14 protein-coding genes are annotated in these 15,477 nt (G+C 64.5%); 6 read left to right on the top strand and 8 right to left on the bottom strand.

The window, feature by feature from the left end; all coding sequences use genetic code 11:
- Window positions 1-10: 10 nt before the first annotated feature.
- Together NKJ88_RS05255 and NKJ88_RS05250 are read right to left on the bottom strand one after the other, a co-directional pair.
- Entirely contained in the window at window positions 11-892 is an 882-nt protein-coding gene (locus NKJ88_RS05255) for a metal ABC transporter solute-binding protein, Zn/Mn family (RefSeq protein ID WP_023712495.1), read from the bottom strand.
- A gap of 302 nt (window positions 893-1,194) precedes the next feature.
- Window positions 1,195-2,256: a maleylacetate reductase gene (locus NKJ88_RS05250; protein WP_352443662.1), complete on the bottom strand. Its 1,062-nt coding sequence runs from the start codon at window positions 2,254-2,256 to the stop codon at window positions 1,195-1,197.
- A gap of 309 nt (window positions 2,257-2,565) precedes the next feature.
- Here NKJ88_RS05250 and NKJ88_RS05245 point away from each other — a divergent pair, with 309 nt between their 5' ends.
- The 6 genes from NKJ88_RS05245 (at window position 2,566) to NKJ88_RS05220 (ending at window position 9,460) form a co-directional block, all read left to right on the top strand.
- Window positions 2,566-3,450 (top strand): AraC family transcriptional regulator, encoded by an 885-nt coding sequence (locus NKJ88_RS05245; RefSeq protein WP_023824443.1) that lies wholly within the window; start codon window positions 2,566-2,568, stop codon window positions 3,448-3,450.
- 229 nt (window positions 3,451-3,679) lie between these two features.
- Complete coding sequence (locus NKJ88_RS05240; protein WP_023672498.1) at window positions 3,680-4,744, top strand: ABC transporter substrate-binding protein; 1,065 nt, start codon at window positions 3,680-3,682, stop codon at window positions 4,742-4,744.
- Window positions 4,745-4,895: 151 nt separating this feature from the next.
- On the top strand, window positions 4,896-5,720 hold the full coding sequence (locus NKJ88_RS05235; RefSeq protein WP_023824444.1) for an ATP-binding cassette domain-containing protein: 825 nt from the start codon (window positions 4,896-4,898) through the stop codon (window positions 5,718-5,720).
- Window positions 5,717-6,976, top strand: a complete 1,260-nt coding sequence (locus NKJ88_RS05230) for a sugar ABC transporter permease (RefSeq protein WP_023742395.1) — start codon at window positions 5,717-5,719, stop codon at window positions 6,974-6,976. Before NKJ88_RS05235 ends, NKJ88_RS05230 begins: the two co-directional genes overlap by 4 nt.
- A gap of 28 nt (window positions 6,977-7,004) precedes the next feature.
- Window positions 7,005-7,733, top strand: coding sequence for an SDR family oxidoreductase (locus tag NKJ88_RS05225; protein ID WP_023672501.1), 729 nt, complete (start codon window positions 7,005-7,007; stop codon window positions 7,731-7,733).
- Window positions 7,734-7,852: 119 nt separating this feature from the next.
- Window positions 7,853-9,460: an FGGY-family carbohydrate kinase gene (locus NKJ88_RS05220; protein WP_023824445.1), complete on the top strand. Its 1,608-nt coding sequence runs from the start codon at window positions 7,853-7,855 to the stop codon at window positions 9,458-9,460.
- Between the two features lie 10 nt (window positions 9,461-9,470).
- Here the strand turns inward: NKJ88_RS05220 and NKJ88_RS05215 are convergent, their stop codons facing one another.
- From NKJ88_RS05215 to NKJ88_RS05190, 6 genes are read right to left on the bottom strand one after another with little or no spacing between them, the layout of a single operon-like run.
- A complete protein-coding gene (locus NKJ88_RS05215) occupies window positions 9,471-10,400 on the bottom strand; it encodes a phosphatidate cytidylyltransferase (RefSeq protein ID WP_031199577.1) in 930 nt (309 codons plus the stop codon).
- 39 nt (window positions 10,401-10,439) lie between these two features.
- Window positions 10,440-11,108, bottom strand: coding sequence for a lysophospholipid acyltransferase family protein (locus tag NKJ88_RS05210; protein WP_023672504.1), 669 nt, complete (start codon window positions 11,106-11,108; stop codon window positions 10,440-10,442).
- Window positions 11,109-11,111: 3 nt separating this feature from the next.
- Complete coding sequence (locus tag NKJ88_RS05205) at window positions 11,112-11,546, bottom strand: hypothetical protein (protein WP_023751873.1); 435 nt, start codon at window positions 11,544-11,546, stop codon at window positions 11,112-11,114.
- Between the two features lie 10 nt (window positions 11,547-11,556).
- Window positions 11,557-12,927: a phosphatase PAP2/dual specificity phosphatase family protein gene (locus NKJ88_RS05200; protein ID WP_023824447.1), complete on the bottom strand. Its 1,371-nt coding sequence runs from the start codon at window positions 12,925-12,927 to the stop codon at window positions 11,557-11,559.
- A 4-nt stretch (window positions 12,928-12,931) separates the two neighbouring features.
- Window positions 12,932-14,713 (bottom strand): bifunctional alpha/beta hydrolase/class I SAM-dependent methyltransferase, encoded by a 1,782-nt coding sequence (locus NKJ88_RS05195; RefSeq protein ID WP_502904737.1) that lies wholly within the window; start codon window positions 14,711-14,713, stop codon window positions 12,932-12,934.
- A gap of 41 nt (window positions 14,714-14,754) precedes the next feature.
- On the bottom strand, window positions 14,755-15,357 hold the full coding sequence (locus NKJ88_RS05190; RefSeq protein ID WP_023824449.1) for a CDP-alcohol phosphatidyltransferase family protein: 603 nt from the start codon (window positions 15,355-15,357) through the stop codon (window positions 14,755-14,757).
- Between the last annotated feature and the right edge of the window lie 120 nt (window positions 15,358-15,477).

Genomic DNA, 15,477 nt, shown 5'->3' with positions numbered 1-15,477 from the left:
GCAGTCACATTCATTGTGTGCGGGCGGCGAGCGCCTTCTGGACCGCGTCGATCTGGCCGCCGAACCAGGTCTGGATCGTCTGGCCCGCCGGTTCCGTCTCGGTGACGCCGATGACCGTGACCTTGTTCTGCTTGGCGATGTCGAGCAGCCTTGTCGTTGCCTCGTCGGTCACCTGCGAATTGTAGAACAGGATCTTGGCCGAGCCGTCCTTCAGGCTGTTTTCGAACGCCGCCACCTGCGTGGCGCTCGGCTCCGCATCGTTCATCAAGGCCACCTGGAAATCGTAGTTCAGCATCTTGAGACCGAGCGCTTCCGCCATGTAGCCGAAGACCGGCTCGGTAGCCGTCACCTCGGTGCCGGCATAGGTGTTCTTGACGTCGGTGATTTCCTTGTCAATGGCCTCGAGCGAGGTCTGGAATGCCTTCAGGTTCGTCTCATAATACACGGCATTGGCCGGATCGCGCTTGGCAAGGTCGGCGCTCAGCGCCTTGGCGATGGCCGGCAGCGTCGCCGGGTCGTACCACAGATGCGGGTTGTCGCCCGACTTCTTGCCGATCAGGTCGGCGGCGACGATGGTCGTGCGATCCTTGGCTGTCGAGGCCGACAGCAGCTTGTCCATCCACGGATCGTAGTCGGCGCCGTTATAGATGACGATCTTGGCGTCGGCGATGGTGCGCGCCGTCGACGGGCTGGTCTCGAACAGATGCGGATCGTCATCGGGATTGGCCAGGATGCTGGTGACGGTGACGTTGCTGCCGCCGATCTGGCGGGCAAGGTCGCCATAGAAATTCTCGGCCGCCACGATGGTCAGCTTGTCTTCGGCGCGGGCAGCCGTGCCGGTCAAAAGCGGCACCGCGACGAGCAGCGCGGCGAGAAAGGGAATGCGACGCATCCGTGGTCTCCTTGCAGTCTGAAATGTATGTCGCCGGAGAGGCGGGCTGTGTAACTGTATAACAGTAACAATATAACGTTTGCGTCGAAAATACGGCTGATGTCAATGGGCTTTTCGAGCCGCGCAGTTTTTCACGCGCACAAAACCGTGAGCGGCCTGCGCCGTTCAGGCGGAGCCACTCATGCCTGTCGGCTATATGCGAAAGGGCAGGCGATCGCCGGCACCGCGAGGCCGCCGCGAGCACACCGGTCGTGGCGGTATCCTGATGAATTCGCGGCGGGTAAGTTCCTTGCTTGTTGCCGTCAGTTTTGCGGACGCCTTCCCTCCCACGCGTCCTGCAACAGGGCGCGGATTGCGGCGCGGTCGAAAGGCCGCGGATTCCAGTATGGGTTCCTGGTCGCAATCTCGGCGGCGCGGTCGAGATCGGCCTGCTTGAGGCCGAGTTCTTTCAATGTAAGGGGCGCGCCGACCGCCTTGGCGAAATCCTGGAGACCGCTACCGGCGCTGCCGTCAAACAAGTCGGCGACCGGCTTCAACAAGTCGGGCACCGCGACGGCGTTGAAACCGATCGTGTGCGGCAACATCACCGCATGCGTCTCGGCATGCGGCATGTCGAAAGAGCCGCCGAGCGTGTGACAGATCTTGTGATGCAGCGCCATGCCGACGGCGCCGAGCACCGTACCGCACAGCCAGGCGCCGTAAAGCGCATCGCCGCGTGCATCGATATTTCCAGGCTCCTTGGTCAACACCGGCAGCGCCGCCGTCATGGCGCGCAATCCTTCTTTCGCCATCAGGGTGGAAATCGGATGGCGATCCTGCGCGTAAAGCGCTTCGGCCGCGTGCGCCATGGCGTTGAGTCCTGACGCGACGCTCATCGCTATCGGCAGGCCGACGGTCAGCTCTGGATCGTAGATCACCACTTCCGGCAGGATCCTTGCGTCACGCATTGTGGTTTTTTCGCCGTTCTCGGTCTGACCGAGGATCGGCGTCACCTCCGAGCCGGCATAGGTGGTCGGGATGACGATCTGCGGCAGGTCGGTGCGCCAGGCGATCGCCTTGCCGAGACCGGTGGTCGAGCCGCCGCCAAGCGCGACAACGCAGTCAGCGTTGACCTCGGTCGCCTTGGCCATTGCCGTTTGGGTTACCTCGACCGGCGTGTGCATGGCGGCGCCCGAAAAGGTGCCGGCCGCCAGCGCGCCGAGGGATTTGGCAAGCGCCTCGCCGTCGGCAGCCCGATGCGGCGTCGACAGCACCAGCGCGCGATTGCAGCCGAGTTTTTCGATCCAGGTGCCCACCTCGGACGACGCGCCATTGCCGAAGACAATATGCGCAGGGCTGCCGGAATAGGTGAACGTCCTTGTCATGCCGATCCGCTCCCTTTGCATATTATCACTGTGACGGAGCCGAAATCGAGCGACCAGCTCTCGCCGCCGGCGACATCGTTTGCGTCGTCACCGTCTCGCAAGCGGGGCCTGATCTCTCCCGCGTACTCGCAAACGTATCGCCTTGACTACAAAAACGTCAAAAAAGTATCAGTGAGGTGGACACACCGTGGTGGCGGCTGCATGAATTGCCGCCTAAGCTTCGATCACTGCAGAGAGCGGCAAACGCGGCCTGCGGGAGATGGCACTGCAACTGGTCGCATGACCGGACCGGCGCCGGGAGGAACTGACATGAATCCGGACTTGGAAGTCGTCCAGATCAGACGCGGCGAGTCGTTCAAGGCCTGGGCCCACGGCTACCCCTTCCACACGGTGCGCTGGCACTTCCACCCCGAATACGAAATCCATCACGTCGTCGCCACCACGGGCCATTATTTCGTCGGTGACTTCATCGGCGAGTTCGAGCCCGGCAATCTCGTGCTCACCGGCCCGAACCTGCCGCACAACTGGGTCAGCGACGTGCCGGCAGGCGCCAGCGTGCCGCTGCGCGGCCGCGTCGTGCAGTTCTCGCAAGAGTTCATTGCCGACGCCACCGCCGCGTTGCCGGAACTTGCCGGTTGTGAAAACATTCTCGAGCTCAGCCGCCGCGGCGCGCTGTTCTCCATCGCTACCGCCAAGCTCACCGCACCTGTGCTGGCCGAACTGGTCGAAGCGCAAGGCGTGCGTCGCATCGCTTTGTTCATGGAGCTCATCGACATTCTGAGCCGCGCCGCCGATGTGCGGACGCTCACCAGCGCCAGCTATCTGCCAGATCCCTCAGGCTTCATGTCGGCCGGCGTCAACAAGGCGCTTGCCTATATCAACGCCAACCTGACCGAGCCGTTCAGCGAAAGCGATCTGGCGGCGATTGCCGGGCGCAGCCCGAGCGCGTTTTCGCGCAGCTTCCGCCGTCATACCGGCATGGCGCTGGTTCAGTACGTCAACCGGCTGCGCATCAACCTTGCCTGCCAGCTGCTGATGAGTGAGGCCGACATGCCGATCACCGAGATCTGCTATGCCGCCGGCTACAACAACATCTCGAATTTCAACCGCCAGTTCCTGACCCAGAAAGGCATGTCGCCTTCGCGCTTCAGGGCCCTGCTGGCGGAAAACATCAGCGCGGAGATTGCCGCCTAACAGGGAGGACCGGGAGGAGCCTAGACATTTACTGAGGTAAGAACGCGGGGTGCGTTGGAGGCGTCCCGTGCTGGAGATCGCTTGTCCCGAAATCCAGAGATATCAAGAGGATGCGCAGCACGGATCAAGTGCTCCGTTGTTCCTCGCAACAGCCCGACTGCAGTCAAGGCCCGGCGCCATGTGGTGTCCAGGGCTTCATGAAACCATTCCTTGAAACGGAGCTATCGAAATGACCAGATTTGCCTGGAAATCGACGGGAGCCATCGCGCTCACTCTTTCTCTTCTTGGCGGCACCGCTGCCTTTGCCGCCCCGGTTACCGACGCCACGGTCGCCTTCTTGATGCCCGACCAGGCCTCGACGCGCTACGAGCAGCACGACTATCCCGGCTTCGTCGCCGAGATGAAAAAACTCTGCCCCGGCTGCAAGGTGATCTACCAGAACGCCGATGCCGACGCCTCGCGCCAGCAGCAGCAGTTCAACTCGGTGATCTCGCAAGGCGCCAAGGCGATCGTGCTTGACCCTGTCGACTCGACTGCCGCCGCCTCGCTGGTCAAGCTGGCGCAGAGCCAGGGCGTCAAGGTCATCGCGTATGATCGCCCGATCCCGACCGCACCTGCCGACTTCTACGTCTCGTTCAACAATGAAGGCATCGGCAAGGCCATTGCCGACTCGCTCGTCGAACACCTCAAGGCGCTGAAGGTCGACCCCGCCAGCGGCGGCCTGCTGCAGATCAACGGATCGCCGACCGACGCGGCCGCCGGGCTGATCAAGAAGGGCATCCATTCCAGCCTCGACAACAGCGGCTACAAGATCCTTGCCGAATACGACACGCCGGAATGGGCGCCGCCGAAGGCGCAGCAATGGGCAAGCGGCCAGATCACCCGCTTCTCCACGCAGATCGTCGGCGTTGTTGCGGCCAATGACGGCACCGGTGGTGGCGCCATCGCCGCCTTCAAGGCCGCCGGAGTCGATCCGGTGCCGCCGGTGACCGGCAATGACGCGACCATCGCCGCCCTGCAGCTGATCATCGCCGGCGACCAGTACAACACCATCTCCAAGCCGAGCGAGATCGTTGCGGCGGCTGCCGCCAACGTCGCCGTCCAGCTTCTGTCGGGCGAGACGCCGAAGGCCGAAATGACCCTCTACGACACCCCGTCGCAGCTGTTCACGCCGGCGGTGGTGACGCAGGAAAACCTCAAGGCCGAGATCATCGACAAGAAGATCAACACCGCCGAAGAGCTTTGCGTCGACCGCTATGCCGAAGGCTGCAAGAAGCTCGGCATCACAAAGTGACAATGCAGGTCGCCCAAAATCGCGCAGCGGTTTTGGGATAACGACATGCATAAAAGATGACCTAGAATCCTGATCCTGCTTTCCGGCCGCCCTTGCGGCGGCCGGAAGTCCGCAGTCACTCTTGACCGCCCATCCGGAAAGGTTTGCCACCATGTCTGACATCTCTGACGGACCGGTTTCGGCAGGCGAGCTGGTGCTCAGCCTGCGCGGCATCTCGAAGAATTTCGGCGCCGTTTCGGCGCTCACCGATATCGATCTCGATGTCCATGCCGGCGAGGTGGTGGCGCTGGTCGGCGACAATGGAGCCGGCAAGTCGACGCTGGTCAAGATTCTGGCCGGCGTTCACCAGCCGAGCTCGGGGACCATCAATTTCCGTGGCAAGCAAGTGACCATGCCTGACCCGAGTGCGGCGCTGACGCTCGGCATCGCCACCGTCTTCCAGGATCTCGCACTGTGCGAAAACCTCGACGTCGTCGCCAACATCTTTCTCGGCAAGGAGATCAACCCGCTGCGGCTGGACGAGGTGGCGATGGAAATTCGCGCCTGGACGCTGCTCAACGAATTGTCGGCGCGTATTCCAAGCGTCCGCGAGGCGGTCGCCTCGCTGTCCGGCGGCCAGCGCCAGACCGTGGCGATCGCCCGCTCGCTGCTGCTCGACCCCAAGGTCATCCTGCTCGACGAGCCGACCGCCGCTCTTGGCGTCGCCCAGACGGCGGAAGTGCTGAACCTCATCGACCGGGTGCGCGAGCGTGGGCTCGGCGTGCTGATGATCAGTCACAATATGGAGGACGTGCGCGCCGTCGCCGACCGCATCGTGGTGCTCAGGCTCGGCCGCAACAACGGCGTCTTCGAACCCGACGCCTCGAACCAGGAACTGGTCAGCGCCATCACCGGCGCCGCCAACAATGCAGTGTCGCGCCGCGCCGAACGGCGCAAGGCCGCCGAACAAGCGCACAACCAGGAGCAGCGGCCATGAGCGCGGAGCCCAAGCAGGACACCTCTTCGTCGACGGCGCTCGACCGCAGCGACGTCCGCGTCAAGCACCAGGCCGGCGTCGGTGGCGCCATCAGCGCCTTCTTCGACCGAGTCCGCTCCGGCGACCTCGGCTCGTTGCCGGTCATCGTCGGCCTGGTCATCATCTGGAGCGTGTTCACCGCGCTCAACCCGGTGTTCGTTTCGTCAAGCAATCTGGTCAATCTCCTGTTCGACTGCTCGACCGTCGGCGTCATCGCGCTCGGCATCGTCTGCGTGCTGATGGTCGGCGAGATCGACCTGTCGGTCGGCTCGATCAGCGGCTTTGCCTCGGCCATGGTGGGCACGCTGTGGGTCAACCAGGGCTGGCCGGTGGCGCTCGCCATCCTCGCCGCGGTTGCCGTCGGCGGTTTCATCGGCGCGCTCTATGCCTTGCTGTTCAACCGGCTCGGCATGCCAAGCTTCGTCTCGACGCTCGCCGGCCTGCTCGCCGTGCTCGGCCTGCAGCTGTATATTCTGGGCTCCACCGGCTCGATCAATCTGCCCTATGGCTCGAACCTGGTGAATTTCGGCCAGTTGCTGGTCATGCCGGACTGGCTGTCCTATGCACTGGCGGCATTGCCCGGCATCATCATGCTGATCAGCGGCCTGCGCACCGTCAGCCGCCGCCGGGCCGTCAATTTGTCGGCGCCGTCTGTCGGCGGCCTCATCGTGCGCGTCGCCGCCCTGACCATCCTGCTCGAACTGATCGTCGGTTATCTCAACCAGGCGCGCGGCATACCGTGGATGTTCGGCCTGTTCGTCGGCCTGGTGGTGGCGATGAACTATGCGCTGACCCGCACCCAATGGGGCCGCTCGATGACCGCCGTCGGCGGCAACCGCGAAGCGGCGCGCCGGGCCGGCATCAAGGTGCGCTCGATCTACCTCAGCGCCTTCGTCATGTGCTCGATGTTTGCCGCCCTCGGCGGCGTCCTGTCGGCGGCGCGGCTGGCCTCCGCCAGCCAGCAGGCCGGCACCGGCGACGTCAACCTCAACGCCATTGCGGCGGCGGTCATAGGCGGCACCAGCCTGTTTGGCGGCCGTGGCAGCGCCTATTCCGCGCTGCTCGGCATCATCGTCATCCAGTCGATCGCCAGCGGGCTGACCTTGCTCGATCTGTCATCGTCGCTTCGCTACATGATCACCGGCGCCGTTCTGGCAATTGCGGTCATCGTCGACTCCCTGGCACGCCGCTCGCGGGTTTCCCACGGCCGCGCCTGAACGCAACCGCAATCGATACGAGGATAGAATGGCTCAGGATTTGAGTGGAAAGGTCGCGGCGATCACCGGCGCCGCGTCGGGCATAGGCCTGGAATGCGCGAGAGCGCTGATTGCCGCCGGCGTTCGCGTTGTGCTCGTCGACCGCGCCGCCGACGCGCTGAAAAGCGTCTGCACCGAACTCGGTCCCAACGCGATCCCGCTGGTGATCGATCTGATGGAGCCGGCCAGCGTCGCGACGATGATGCCGCAAATCCTGGACAAGGCCGGCCAGCTCGATATCTTCCACGCCAATGCCGGCGCCTATGTCGGAGGCCCGGTGCTCGAAGGCGACCCCGATGTGTGGGACCGCATGCTGAATCTCAACATCAATGCGGTGTTCCGTTCCATACACGCCGTGCTGCCGCACATGGTCGAGCGCAAGACCGGCGACATCATCGTCACGTCTTCGATCGCCGGACTGGTGCCCGTGGTCTGGGAGCCGATCTACACAGCTTCGAAACACGCCGTGCAGGCCTTCGTGCATACGGTGCGCCGCCAGGTCGCCCCGCATGGCCTGCGCGTCGGCGCGGTGCAGCCGGGGCCGGTGGTGACAGCGCTGATCAGCGATTGGCCAAAGGACAAGCTTGAGGATGAACTGGCCAAGGGCGGCCTGATACAACCGGTCGAGGTCGCCGAAGCCGTGCTGTTCATGCTGACTAGGCCACGCAACGTCACCATCCGGGACCTGGTGATCCTGCCGCAGAGCAATGATTTGTGAGGCAATAGGCATTAGGCAGCAGGGAATGGGGAGAGGCTCTTGCAACTGACGGTTCACTGCTGACCATCTCGCCTACTGCCTACTGCCTACTGCCTACTGCCTAACTTCTGAGGTTCCCCATGTCCCACTTCCTCGGCATCGACGTCGGCACTGGCAGTGCCAGGGCGGGGGTGTTCGACAGCAAGGGCACCATGCTTGCCTCGGCGAAGCGCGACATTGCTTTGTTCATCGAGCCGGGTGAAATCGCCGAACAGTCGAGCGAGGACATCTGGCGTGCGGTTTGCGCCAGCGTGCGCGAGGCGGTGACGAAGTCGGGGCTCGCTGGGCGCGACATTGCCGGCATCGGCTTCGACGCCACCTGTTCGCTGGTCGTGGTCGGCAAGGACGGCGCGCCGTTGCCGGTCGGCAGTTCCGGCGACAGCCAGCGCAACATCATCGTCTGGATGGATCACCGCGCGCTCGACCAGGCGCAGCGCATCAATGCCGGCAAGCACGCCGTGCTCGACTATGTCGGCGGCACCATCTCGCCGGAGATGGAGACGCCGAAGCTGCTGTGGCTGCGGGAAAACCTGCCCGAAAGTTTTGCCGCGGCCGAGCATTTCTTCGACCTGACCGACTATCTGACCTGGCGCTCGACCGGCAGCCTGGCCCGCTCGATCTGCACGCTGACCTGCAAATGGACCTATCTCGGCCATGAGCGGCGCTGGGACGACGCCTATTTCCGTGCCGTCGGCCTCGGCGCGCTCGCCGATGAAGGCTTTGCCCGCATCGGCACCGAAATCGTCGAAGGCGGCACGGCACTTGCCCAAGGCCTGACTGAGGCCGCCGCGGCCGATCTCGGCCTGCTGCCGGGAACGCCGGTTGCGGCCGGCCTGATCGATGCCCATGCCGGCGGCGTCGGCACGGTTGGCGGGCAGGGCTCGGTCGGCACCTTGCAGTCGCGCATGGCCTATGTGTTCGGCACTTCGGCCTGCACCATGGCCAGCACCAGCGAGCCAGCCTTCGTGCCCGGCGTCTGGGGTCCGTATTTTTCCTCGATGGTGCCGGGGCTTTGGCTCAATGAAGGCGGGCAATCGGCGGCGGGTGCTGCAATCGACCACCTCGTCGCTTTCCATCCGGCCACGGCTGAGGCATCCGCAAAAGCCAAGGCGGAAGGTCTCGGCCTGACCGCTTGGCTTGGTCAGCAGGCGGCGAAACAGTCCACCGACCTGTCCGCAGTAGCGCACCTAGCCGATGGACTGCATGTCGTGCCGGAATTCCTCGGCAACCGCTCGCCCTTCGCCGATCCCGAGTCCAAGGCCCTGATCGCCGGGCTTGGCATGGACACGTCCCTCGACAGTCTGGTCGCGCTCTATGTCGCCGGCCTGCTGGGCATCGGCTACGGCGTTCGCCAGATCCTGGCGGCGATGGCCAAAAAAGGCATTGCCATCGACACTATCGTCGTCAGCGGCGGTGCGGCGCAAAGCGAGCTGGTACGTCAGCTTTTGGCCGACACCACAGGCCTGACCGTCGCCGGTTCGACCTCGCCCGAACCGGTGCTGCTCGGCTCAGCCATATTGGCTGCGGTGGCGGCGCAAAAATTTCCCGATGCGATCGCGGCGATGACCGGCATGTCGCGCATCGGCGACATCTATCGCCCGGCCGGTGGCGACCTCGTGCCCTGGCACGACAAGCGCTTCGCCGCCTTCGAATTGCTGCAGCAGGCAGGCCGCGCCATCCGCGGTTGAACGGCTTAGCTCACGTCCAGAAATAGCGGACGATGTGGAAGAACACCGGGGCGGCGAAGACCAGGCTGTCGGCCCGGTCCATCATGCCGCCGTGACCCTCGATCAGGTGACCCCAGTCCTTGACGCCCTGGTCGCGCTTGATCGCCGACGCCACCAGCCCGCCGAGGAACCCCATCAGGCAGGCGATGAGGGCGACGCCTGCCGCCGCAAGCGGCAAGAACGGCGTCAGGAACGACAGCAGGGCGCCGAGCAGGCTCGATGACACCAGCCCGCCGATCAGCCCTTCCCAAGTCTTTGATGGCGAAACGGACGGCGACAAAGGATGCCGGCCGAACAGCTTGCCGAAAATGTATTGCAGCACGTCGCTGCCTTGCACGGTGATGATCAGGAAGGCGATGAGCAGGAGGTTGCGGCCCTCGAAACCGGGCACGTTGAGGGTCAGCAGCGCCGGCACATGGCTGACGCAGTAGACCGAGATCATGACCGCCCATTGCTGCGCGGACACGCGCTCGAGGAAGCGCTCGGTGTCGCCGTTGAGCGCGGTGACCGCCGGCATCAAGAGGAAGCAGTAGACGGGGATGAAAATGGTGAAGAGCCCGTACCAGGCGGTCCACACCAGCCAGTACTGGAAGGGAATGATGATGCCGAACATGCCGAGCAGCACCCAGTGGTCGCTGCGCCGGCTGTGCGTCAGCGTCACGAACTCGCGCAGCGCGGCAAACGAGATCAGCGCAAACAGGATGGTCATGCCGGTGCGGCCGAAGAAGAAGGCGACGGTGATCGCCAGCACCATCACCCACCAGGCGTTGATGCGCTGGTTCAAGTTGACGAGCGTCGAGGGCAGCGGCTTCGGCGCCCGCCATGAGAGGATACCGGCAACGATGCTCGCCATGGTCAGCACGCAGATCAGGCCGGCCAGCAGGATGACGGTTTCATGCATTGGCGGCAGTGTCATACGAAGTCTCTTTGCCTGGTCATGCTAGTGGTCCCGATCGGGACGCGGGTTGAGCGACAGCAGCGTCTGGCGCGCGCGCTCGAGGAAGGTGCGGCGTTCTTCGCCGGGCGCGATCGCCACCGGCGGACCAAAGACGACGCGGCACAGAAGCGGCACCGGCAGGAACTGGCCCTTGGGCAGCACGCGCGACATGTTCTCGATCCAGCACGGGATGAGTTCGACATCGGGCCGCGCCATCGACAGATTGTAGAGGCCGGAGCGGAACGGCAGCAGATCCGCCTCCGTCGTATTGCGAGTGCCTTCGGGAAACAGGATCAGCGAGTGGCCGTCGTCGAGCACCGACAGCATGATCGAGATCGGGTGTTGCGTTTCGTCGGTCCACTGCCGGTGGATGAGCACGGACGACAGCATGTCCTGCGCGATGAAGCGGCGCAGCCGCGACTTGCCCCAATATTCGGCCGCCGCGATCGCATGGGTCCGGGCGCGCACCTTCTCGCTCAGACAGGCCGACAGCAGGATGAAATCACCATGGCTGGCATGGTTGGCGAAGTAGATGCGCTGCCGCTCCGACGGCTGGCTGCCGTTCCAGATTGGCCTGACGCCGGTCACCACCCAGGCCGCCGCCGACAGGCCGACCGAGGTCACCGTCTGCAGCAAGGTGAAGGTGTTGGCGCGAAGGTGGAGCTTTGTCATGGCTCAAACAAACGCTGCGAAAAGGGATGCCGCAGCAAACATGGCGAGTGCTATGCGCTGCCTTGTCAGCAGGCGGCGCGTGCCTGCAATGCGACGGTCAAGCGAGCGGCCGCCGGCAGCGGTGGGCTTCAGGCGCATGCGCGTCAGCACATCGTCGACCGCAGCACCCCCGGCGGCCTCGCTGGCGTGGCTTGCCATCAGCCGGAACAGCAGCGCATCGAACAAAAGCAAGGCCGAAAGAGCCAGCGTGGCCACGGCGCTCGCCGCCGCGACCAGCCAGGCCGCCGCCGACAGCGCTGTCGTCTGCGGTCCGGCCACCAGGCCGATGACCGGCGCTGCCATCACAGCCGCGACCACCAGCAGGATCGGCCACACCGCCTGCACCATCAGCCCGGCGGCGAATATTTCGGCCTTCTCGGGAAAATTGTCGCCACTCATGCCGGCCAACTCATGTCGGTTCTTCCAGCCCCGGTTCTTCCAGCCCCGGTTCATCCAGCCCGATCTGAAGGTGCACGGGCCTGCCCGACGCGGCGAGTTTCTTGCGCGCCTGTGCAGCTGTGTACGAGCGCCCCGTCACCACCAGCCAGTCGGCGACGACGGCTGCACTGCGCTGGAAGCCGAGCGCGCAGCAGACCAGGACGGTGCCGCGCCGGCGCGCCAGCTCGATCGCCGCCACCGCTCGCTCCAGCCTGTCGTGAGGCGGCGCCACGAGGTCGAGCATCGCGTAGCTGATCCAGCGGCAGGTCACGCCGCGCGGCCGTTCCATCTCGCCGGCAAGGTCGATCACTGTGCCGAAGCGGTTGGCCTCGTCGGCACTCGGAAACCGGCCGAGGAAAACACCGTCGGTGATCTCCGCTTGCGGCGCCAGTTGGCGGGTCCATACCCACACATTGATCCGGGCGCCAAGCCGGTAGGGCAGGAGCAGGATACGGTTGACCAGTGAGACGCTACCATCGGCTGCCTTCTGGAACACTTTGGCGCCGGCCCCAGCATAGCCGAAGGCGACGATGGCCAGCGCCAATGCCGGCCACAACAGGATGAGAAAATCGGCGGAGACCAACGCGCCCTCGGCAGCGCCGGTCAGGGCAAGGGCCGCCCCCAGCCCGTAATAACCCGCCAGCCGCCGCGCCCTTGGGTCGGCGGTCAACCGAAAACCCCAGAATGGCAGCTCGCCCTTGGACGGAAACAGCCACAGCGCAAACAGGCCGAGCAGGGCGCCGGTCGGAATGTCGATGAAATGATGCTGCCAGGTCGTCAGCACCGAGGCGCCGATGAGAAAACACCAGACGTGCCAGACCGGGCGGAGAATGCCGCCGAGACGGTGACGTGCCAGAACGTGACGCCAATGGTCCCAGATGATCACCAGGAGTGCGATGTGCAGGGATGGCGCCTGGTTGAACGGCTTGTCGAAACCACCGAGCACTGCAAACAGGAAACCCGGCAGGCCGGTGGTTTCCGGCCGCACGAATGTCGCCGTCAGCGGGAACGCGATGAAGCAGGCGACGGCAATGATCTGCGCCGAGAGATAACGGCCGGCGAGCCGGTCGACACCGCGCCTGGTCGTGTTGAGCAGCAACGATAGGCCGTAGAACAGATTGATCGACCAATAGGGCACGATCGTCCAGGCGACGAAAGGGATGGCGTGTTCCCAGGCAAACACGATGCTGCCGACATGGTCGCGCCGCGACGCCAGCCAGTTGGCAAAGCCATAGGTCGAATAGAAGAACGGCGCCAGCAGCGCCAGCCAAAGGGCGGCCCTCAGCACGATGCCCAAATAGGGTTCCCGCGCCGGGGCAGGGTCAGTGACAGGCAGGGCCATGGTCTCAGACGCGCCGTGCAACCGAAACGGTGAAGATGCCCCATTGGTCGATGCGCTGGTCGATCTTCTCAAAACCGGCAGCCGTCACCAACTGGTCCATTTCGCCCTGCGTGCGCCGCCGCATCACCCAGGCCTGGCCGCCGCGATGCGAGGTCAGGCTGCGCGCGATCATCTCCAGTTGCGGATGCCACGGCTGGTTGGTGTAGACGAGCAGGCTGCCGGGTTGCATGGCGCTGGCCAGTCCACCGAGCGAACGGGAAATCAGCGCATTGTCGGCGAACAATTCGTAGAGCCCGGAGACGATGGCGAGGTCCGGCGCCGGGGTCAACCCAGCCAGCATGTCGGCATCGAAGGCGTCGGCCTGATGGAAGGTGACGCTGGTCGGCAGCTGCCGCTCGGCGATCAGCTTCGAACCCAACCCGACATTGAGCTCGGAATAATCCTGCAGCCGCACGCTTGCTGGCGGTTCAGTGCATTTGGTGACGGCATCGAGCACATAGCGGCCGTGACCGGCGGCGATGTCGAGCATGTGGACGGGACGGCCGGCTGCCATCAGGCTGGCGGCGGCGTTGCCGATCAGCTCTTCCAGATGCAGCTTGCGCTGGCGGATGCCGCGCCAGCCGATCGCGTCGAGGAAGGTGCGGTCGATCATGCGGCCGATGAAGCCGGTGCCGCGCGCGTCGTTCTCGTAGACATAGTCGAGCGTCGAGCCGGAATCGAAGCCGGTGGCGATGCCAATCTTCATGCCCGAAGACAGCCAGGCGCCCATGCGGATCGAGGCGCGACTCATCGCCCAGAAAATTCCCTTGGGCGACAACAGCGTCAGCGGCGAGGCGAGCCTCTCGGCCTCGTCGCGGGTGTAGCCGGCGCGGTCGGCCTGAAGCAAGTCGATGGTTTTCTCCGGCGTGGCAAATTGCTTTTCGAGGAACGGCCGGATCAAGTCCAGCGCCTGCTTGCGATCGCGCTCGCCCAGCGTGTCGTGGAAGAAGCCGGGCAGCACATGCCGCTCCTTGGCGCTGCTGCCGAGATTGACGAAGAATTCGTGCTGCGGTCCATGCCGCACCACCCAATCGCTGCCGGAGATCAAGAGCTGCGTCGGCACGGTGATGGCGCGCGCGTCCGAGACGATGCGGGCAGCGTGGTCGTAAAGCTCGACCAGGATGTTGGAGGCGATCGGTCGCGTGATCAGCGGATCGGCGTCGAAGGAAGCGATGCGGTCGGCATCATGCGTCAGGAACTTCGCCTTGACGTAGGAATTGACGAAGAAGCGGCCCTTGAGCTTCTGCCACAGCGCAATGCCCTCTTTGGCGAAGGGCACGTAGAGCTTGACCGAAAAGGCCGGTGAAGCCACCACCAGCGCGCGGATGTCGGGCGCATAGTCATGCACCCAGGCAGCGGCCAGCACGGCGCCGAAGGACTGCGCGATCAGCGCGATGTCGCGCTGGCCAAAACAATCCCGGCCGATCTCACGCACCAGGCAGTCGATGTCACGAACCAGGGCGGCAAAGGACGGCGCATAGCCGCGCTCGCCGGCCGAGCGGCCATTGCCGCGCGCGTCCCAGGCGTAGAAGGCATGATCGGGCATGGCGAGTTCGTCGACCAGATGCGCCATGCGGCCGCCATGCTCGTGGCCGCGATGGAACAGAAGGATCGCACCCTTTGGCGTCTGCCCAACGGCCGGCCAGTAGCGGTAGAAGATCTCGGTGCCGTCATGGCTCTTGAAGGTGCGCTCCTGCGCGACGCGCTCGAGGCTTGCCGGTGCTACGGCGGCGATGGTCTGGTGGATCATGGTTTCCCTCTGGCGGTCGGGTGCCTGACGCTTTGGCATCAGGTGCCGCCCGCTCTAAGGCCGCTGCGTATCCGGTTGATGGCGGTTATCCCCGACAGTGTAGCCATGATCGGAAACACAAACGGCGCGATCCCCGCCACCCACAGGCCGCAAGCGAGGAGAAAGCCGATGACGCCGAGCACCAGGGCTCGGTCGCTCTTGCCGAACGGCCCGGCATAGTTGCGCCCGCTGCCTGCGGCAACGCCAAGCACGCCGGCGAACTCGACCAGCATGGCGGTAATAGCGAAGGCGACGACACCCCAGGCCGGGAACAAGGTGGCAAAGGCCAGGATCAGCGCCAGGTCCGAGACGACGTCGCAGAGTTCGTTGAGATACATGCCGAGTTTTGATGCTTGTCCATGTTCCCTGGCCAGCATCCCATCAACGGCGTTGAGCACCATGCGCACGAACAGCACCACCGGCATCAACAGGAACACCAGGAGATGGAAGGCAAAGGCCGCGACCACCAGGCCTGTGGCGGTGGAGAGCGCGGCGGCGAGAAGCGTGATCTGGTTGGCGGTGACGCCGGCATCGGCCAGCCGGTCGGCCAGCGGCCGCAGCCTGGCCTGAAAGGCCGGTTTCAGTTGATAAAGCGTTGGCATGTGCGATCCCCCAACCGCGGCTCATGACAGTGTCGGCGAGATTGGTCAATCGGCAGGCAGGGCGCAAGGGCTTGCACCAGCATCCGCACCGTTGCGGGACTCGAAACTCCCGGCATGGAC

It is taken from the genome of Mesorhizobium sp. M0016 (genome assembly GCF_040324035.1).
Taxonomy (GTDB): Bacteria; Pseudomonadota; Alphaproteobacteria; order Rhizobiales; family Rhizobiaceae; genus Mesorhizobium.
The sequence above is the reverse complement of the archived record's forward strand: the minus strand, read 5'-3'. Positions and strand labels throughout refer to the sequence as shown.

Bases quoted from the DNA above. Each gene is read 5' to 3' on its own strand.
- NKJ88_RS05255 (WP_023712495.1), bottom strand. From the start codon at position 892: ATGCGTCGCATTCCCTTTCTCGCCGCGCTGCTCGTCGCGGTGCCGCTT.
- NKJ88_RS05250 (WP_352443662.1), bottom strand. From the start codon at position 2,256: ATGACAAGGACGTTCACCTATTCCGGCAGCCCTGCGCATATTGTCTTC.
- NKJ88_RS05245 (WP_023824443.1), top strand. From the start codon at position 2,566: ATGAATCCGGACTTGGAAGTCGTCCAGATCAGACGCGGCGAGTCGTTC.
- NKJ88_RS05240 (WP_023672498.1), top strand. From the start codon at position 3,680: ATGACCAGATTTGCCTGGAAATCGACGGGAGCCATCGCGCTCACTCTT.
- NKJ88_RS05235 (WP_023824444.1), top strand. From the start codon at position 4,896: ATGTCTGACATCTCTGACGGACCGGTTTCGGCAGGCGAGCTGGTGCTC.
- NKJ88_RS05230 (WP_023742395.1), top strand. From the start codon at position 5,717: ATGAGCGCGGAGCCCAAGCAGGACACCTCTTCGTCGACGGCGCTCGAC.
- NKJ88_RS05225 (WP_023672501.1), top strand. From the start codon at position 7,005: ATGGCTCAGGATTTGAGTGGAAAGGTCGCGGCGATCACCGGCGCCGCG.
- NKJ88_RS05220 (WP_023824445.1), top strand. From the start codon at position 7,853: ATGTCCCACTTCCTCGGCATCGACGTCGGCACTGGCAGTGCCAGGGCG.
- NKJ88_RS05215 (WP_031199577.1), bottom strand. From the start codon at position 10,400: ATGCATGAAACCGTCATCCTGCTGGCCGGCCTGATCTGCGTGCTGACC.
- NKJ88_RS05210 (WP_023672504.1), bottom strand. From the start codon at position 11,108: ATGACAAAGCTCCACCTTCGCGCCAACACCTTCACCTTGCTGCAGACG.
- NKJ88_RS05205 (WP_023751873.1), bottom strand. From the start codon at position 11,546: ATGAGTGGCGACAATTTTCCCGAGAAGGCCGAAATATTCGCCGCCGGG.
- NKJ88_RS05200 (WP_023824447.1), bottom strand. From the start codon at position 12,927: ATGGCCCTGCCTGTCACTGACCCTGCCCCGGCGCGGGAACCCTATTTG.
- NKJ88_RS05190 (WP_023824449.1), bottom strand. From the start codon at position 15,357: ATGCCAACGCTTTATCAACTGAAACCGGCCTTTCAGGCCAGGCTGCGG.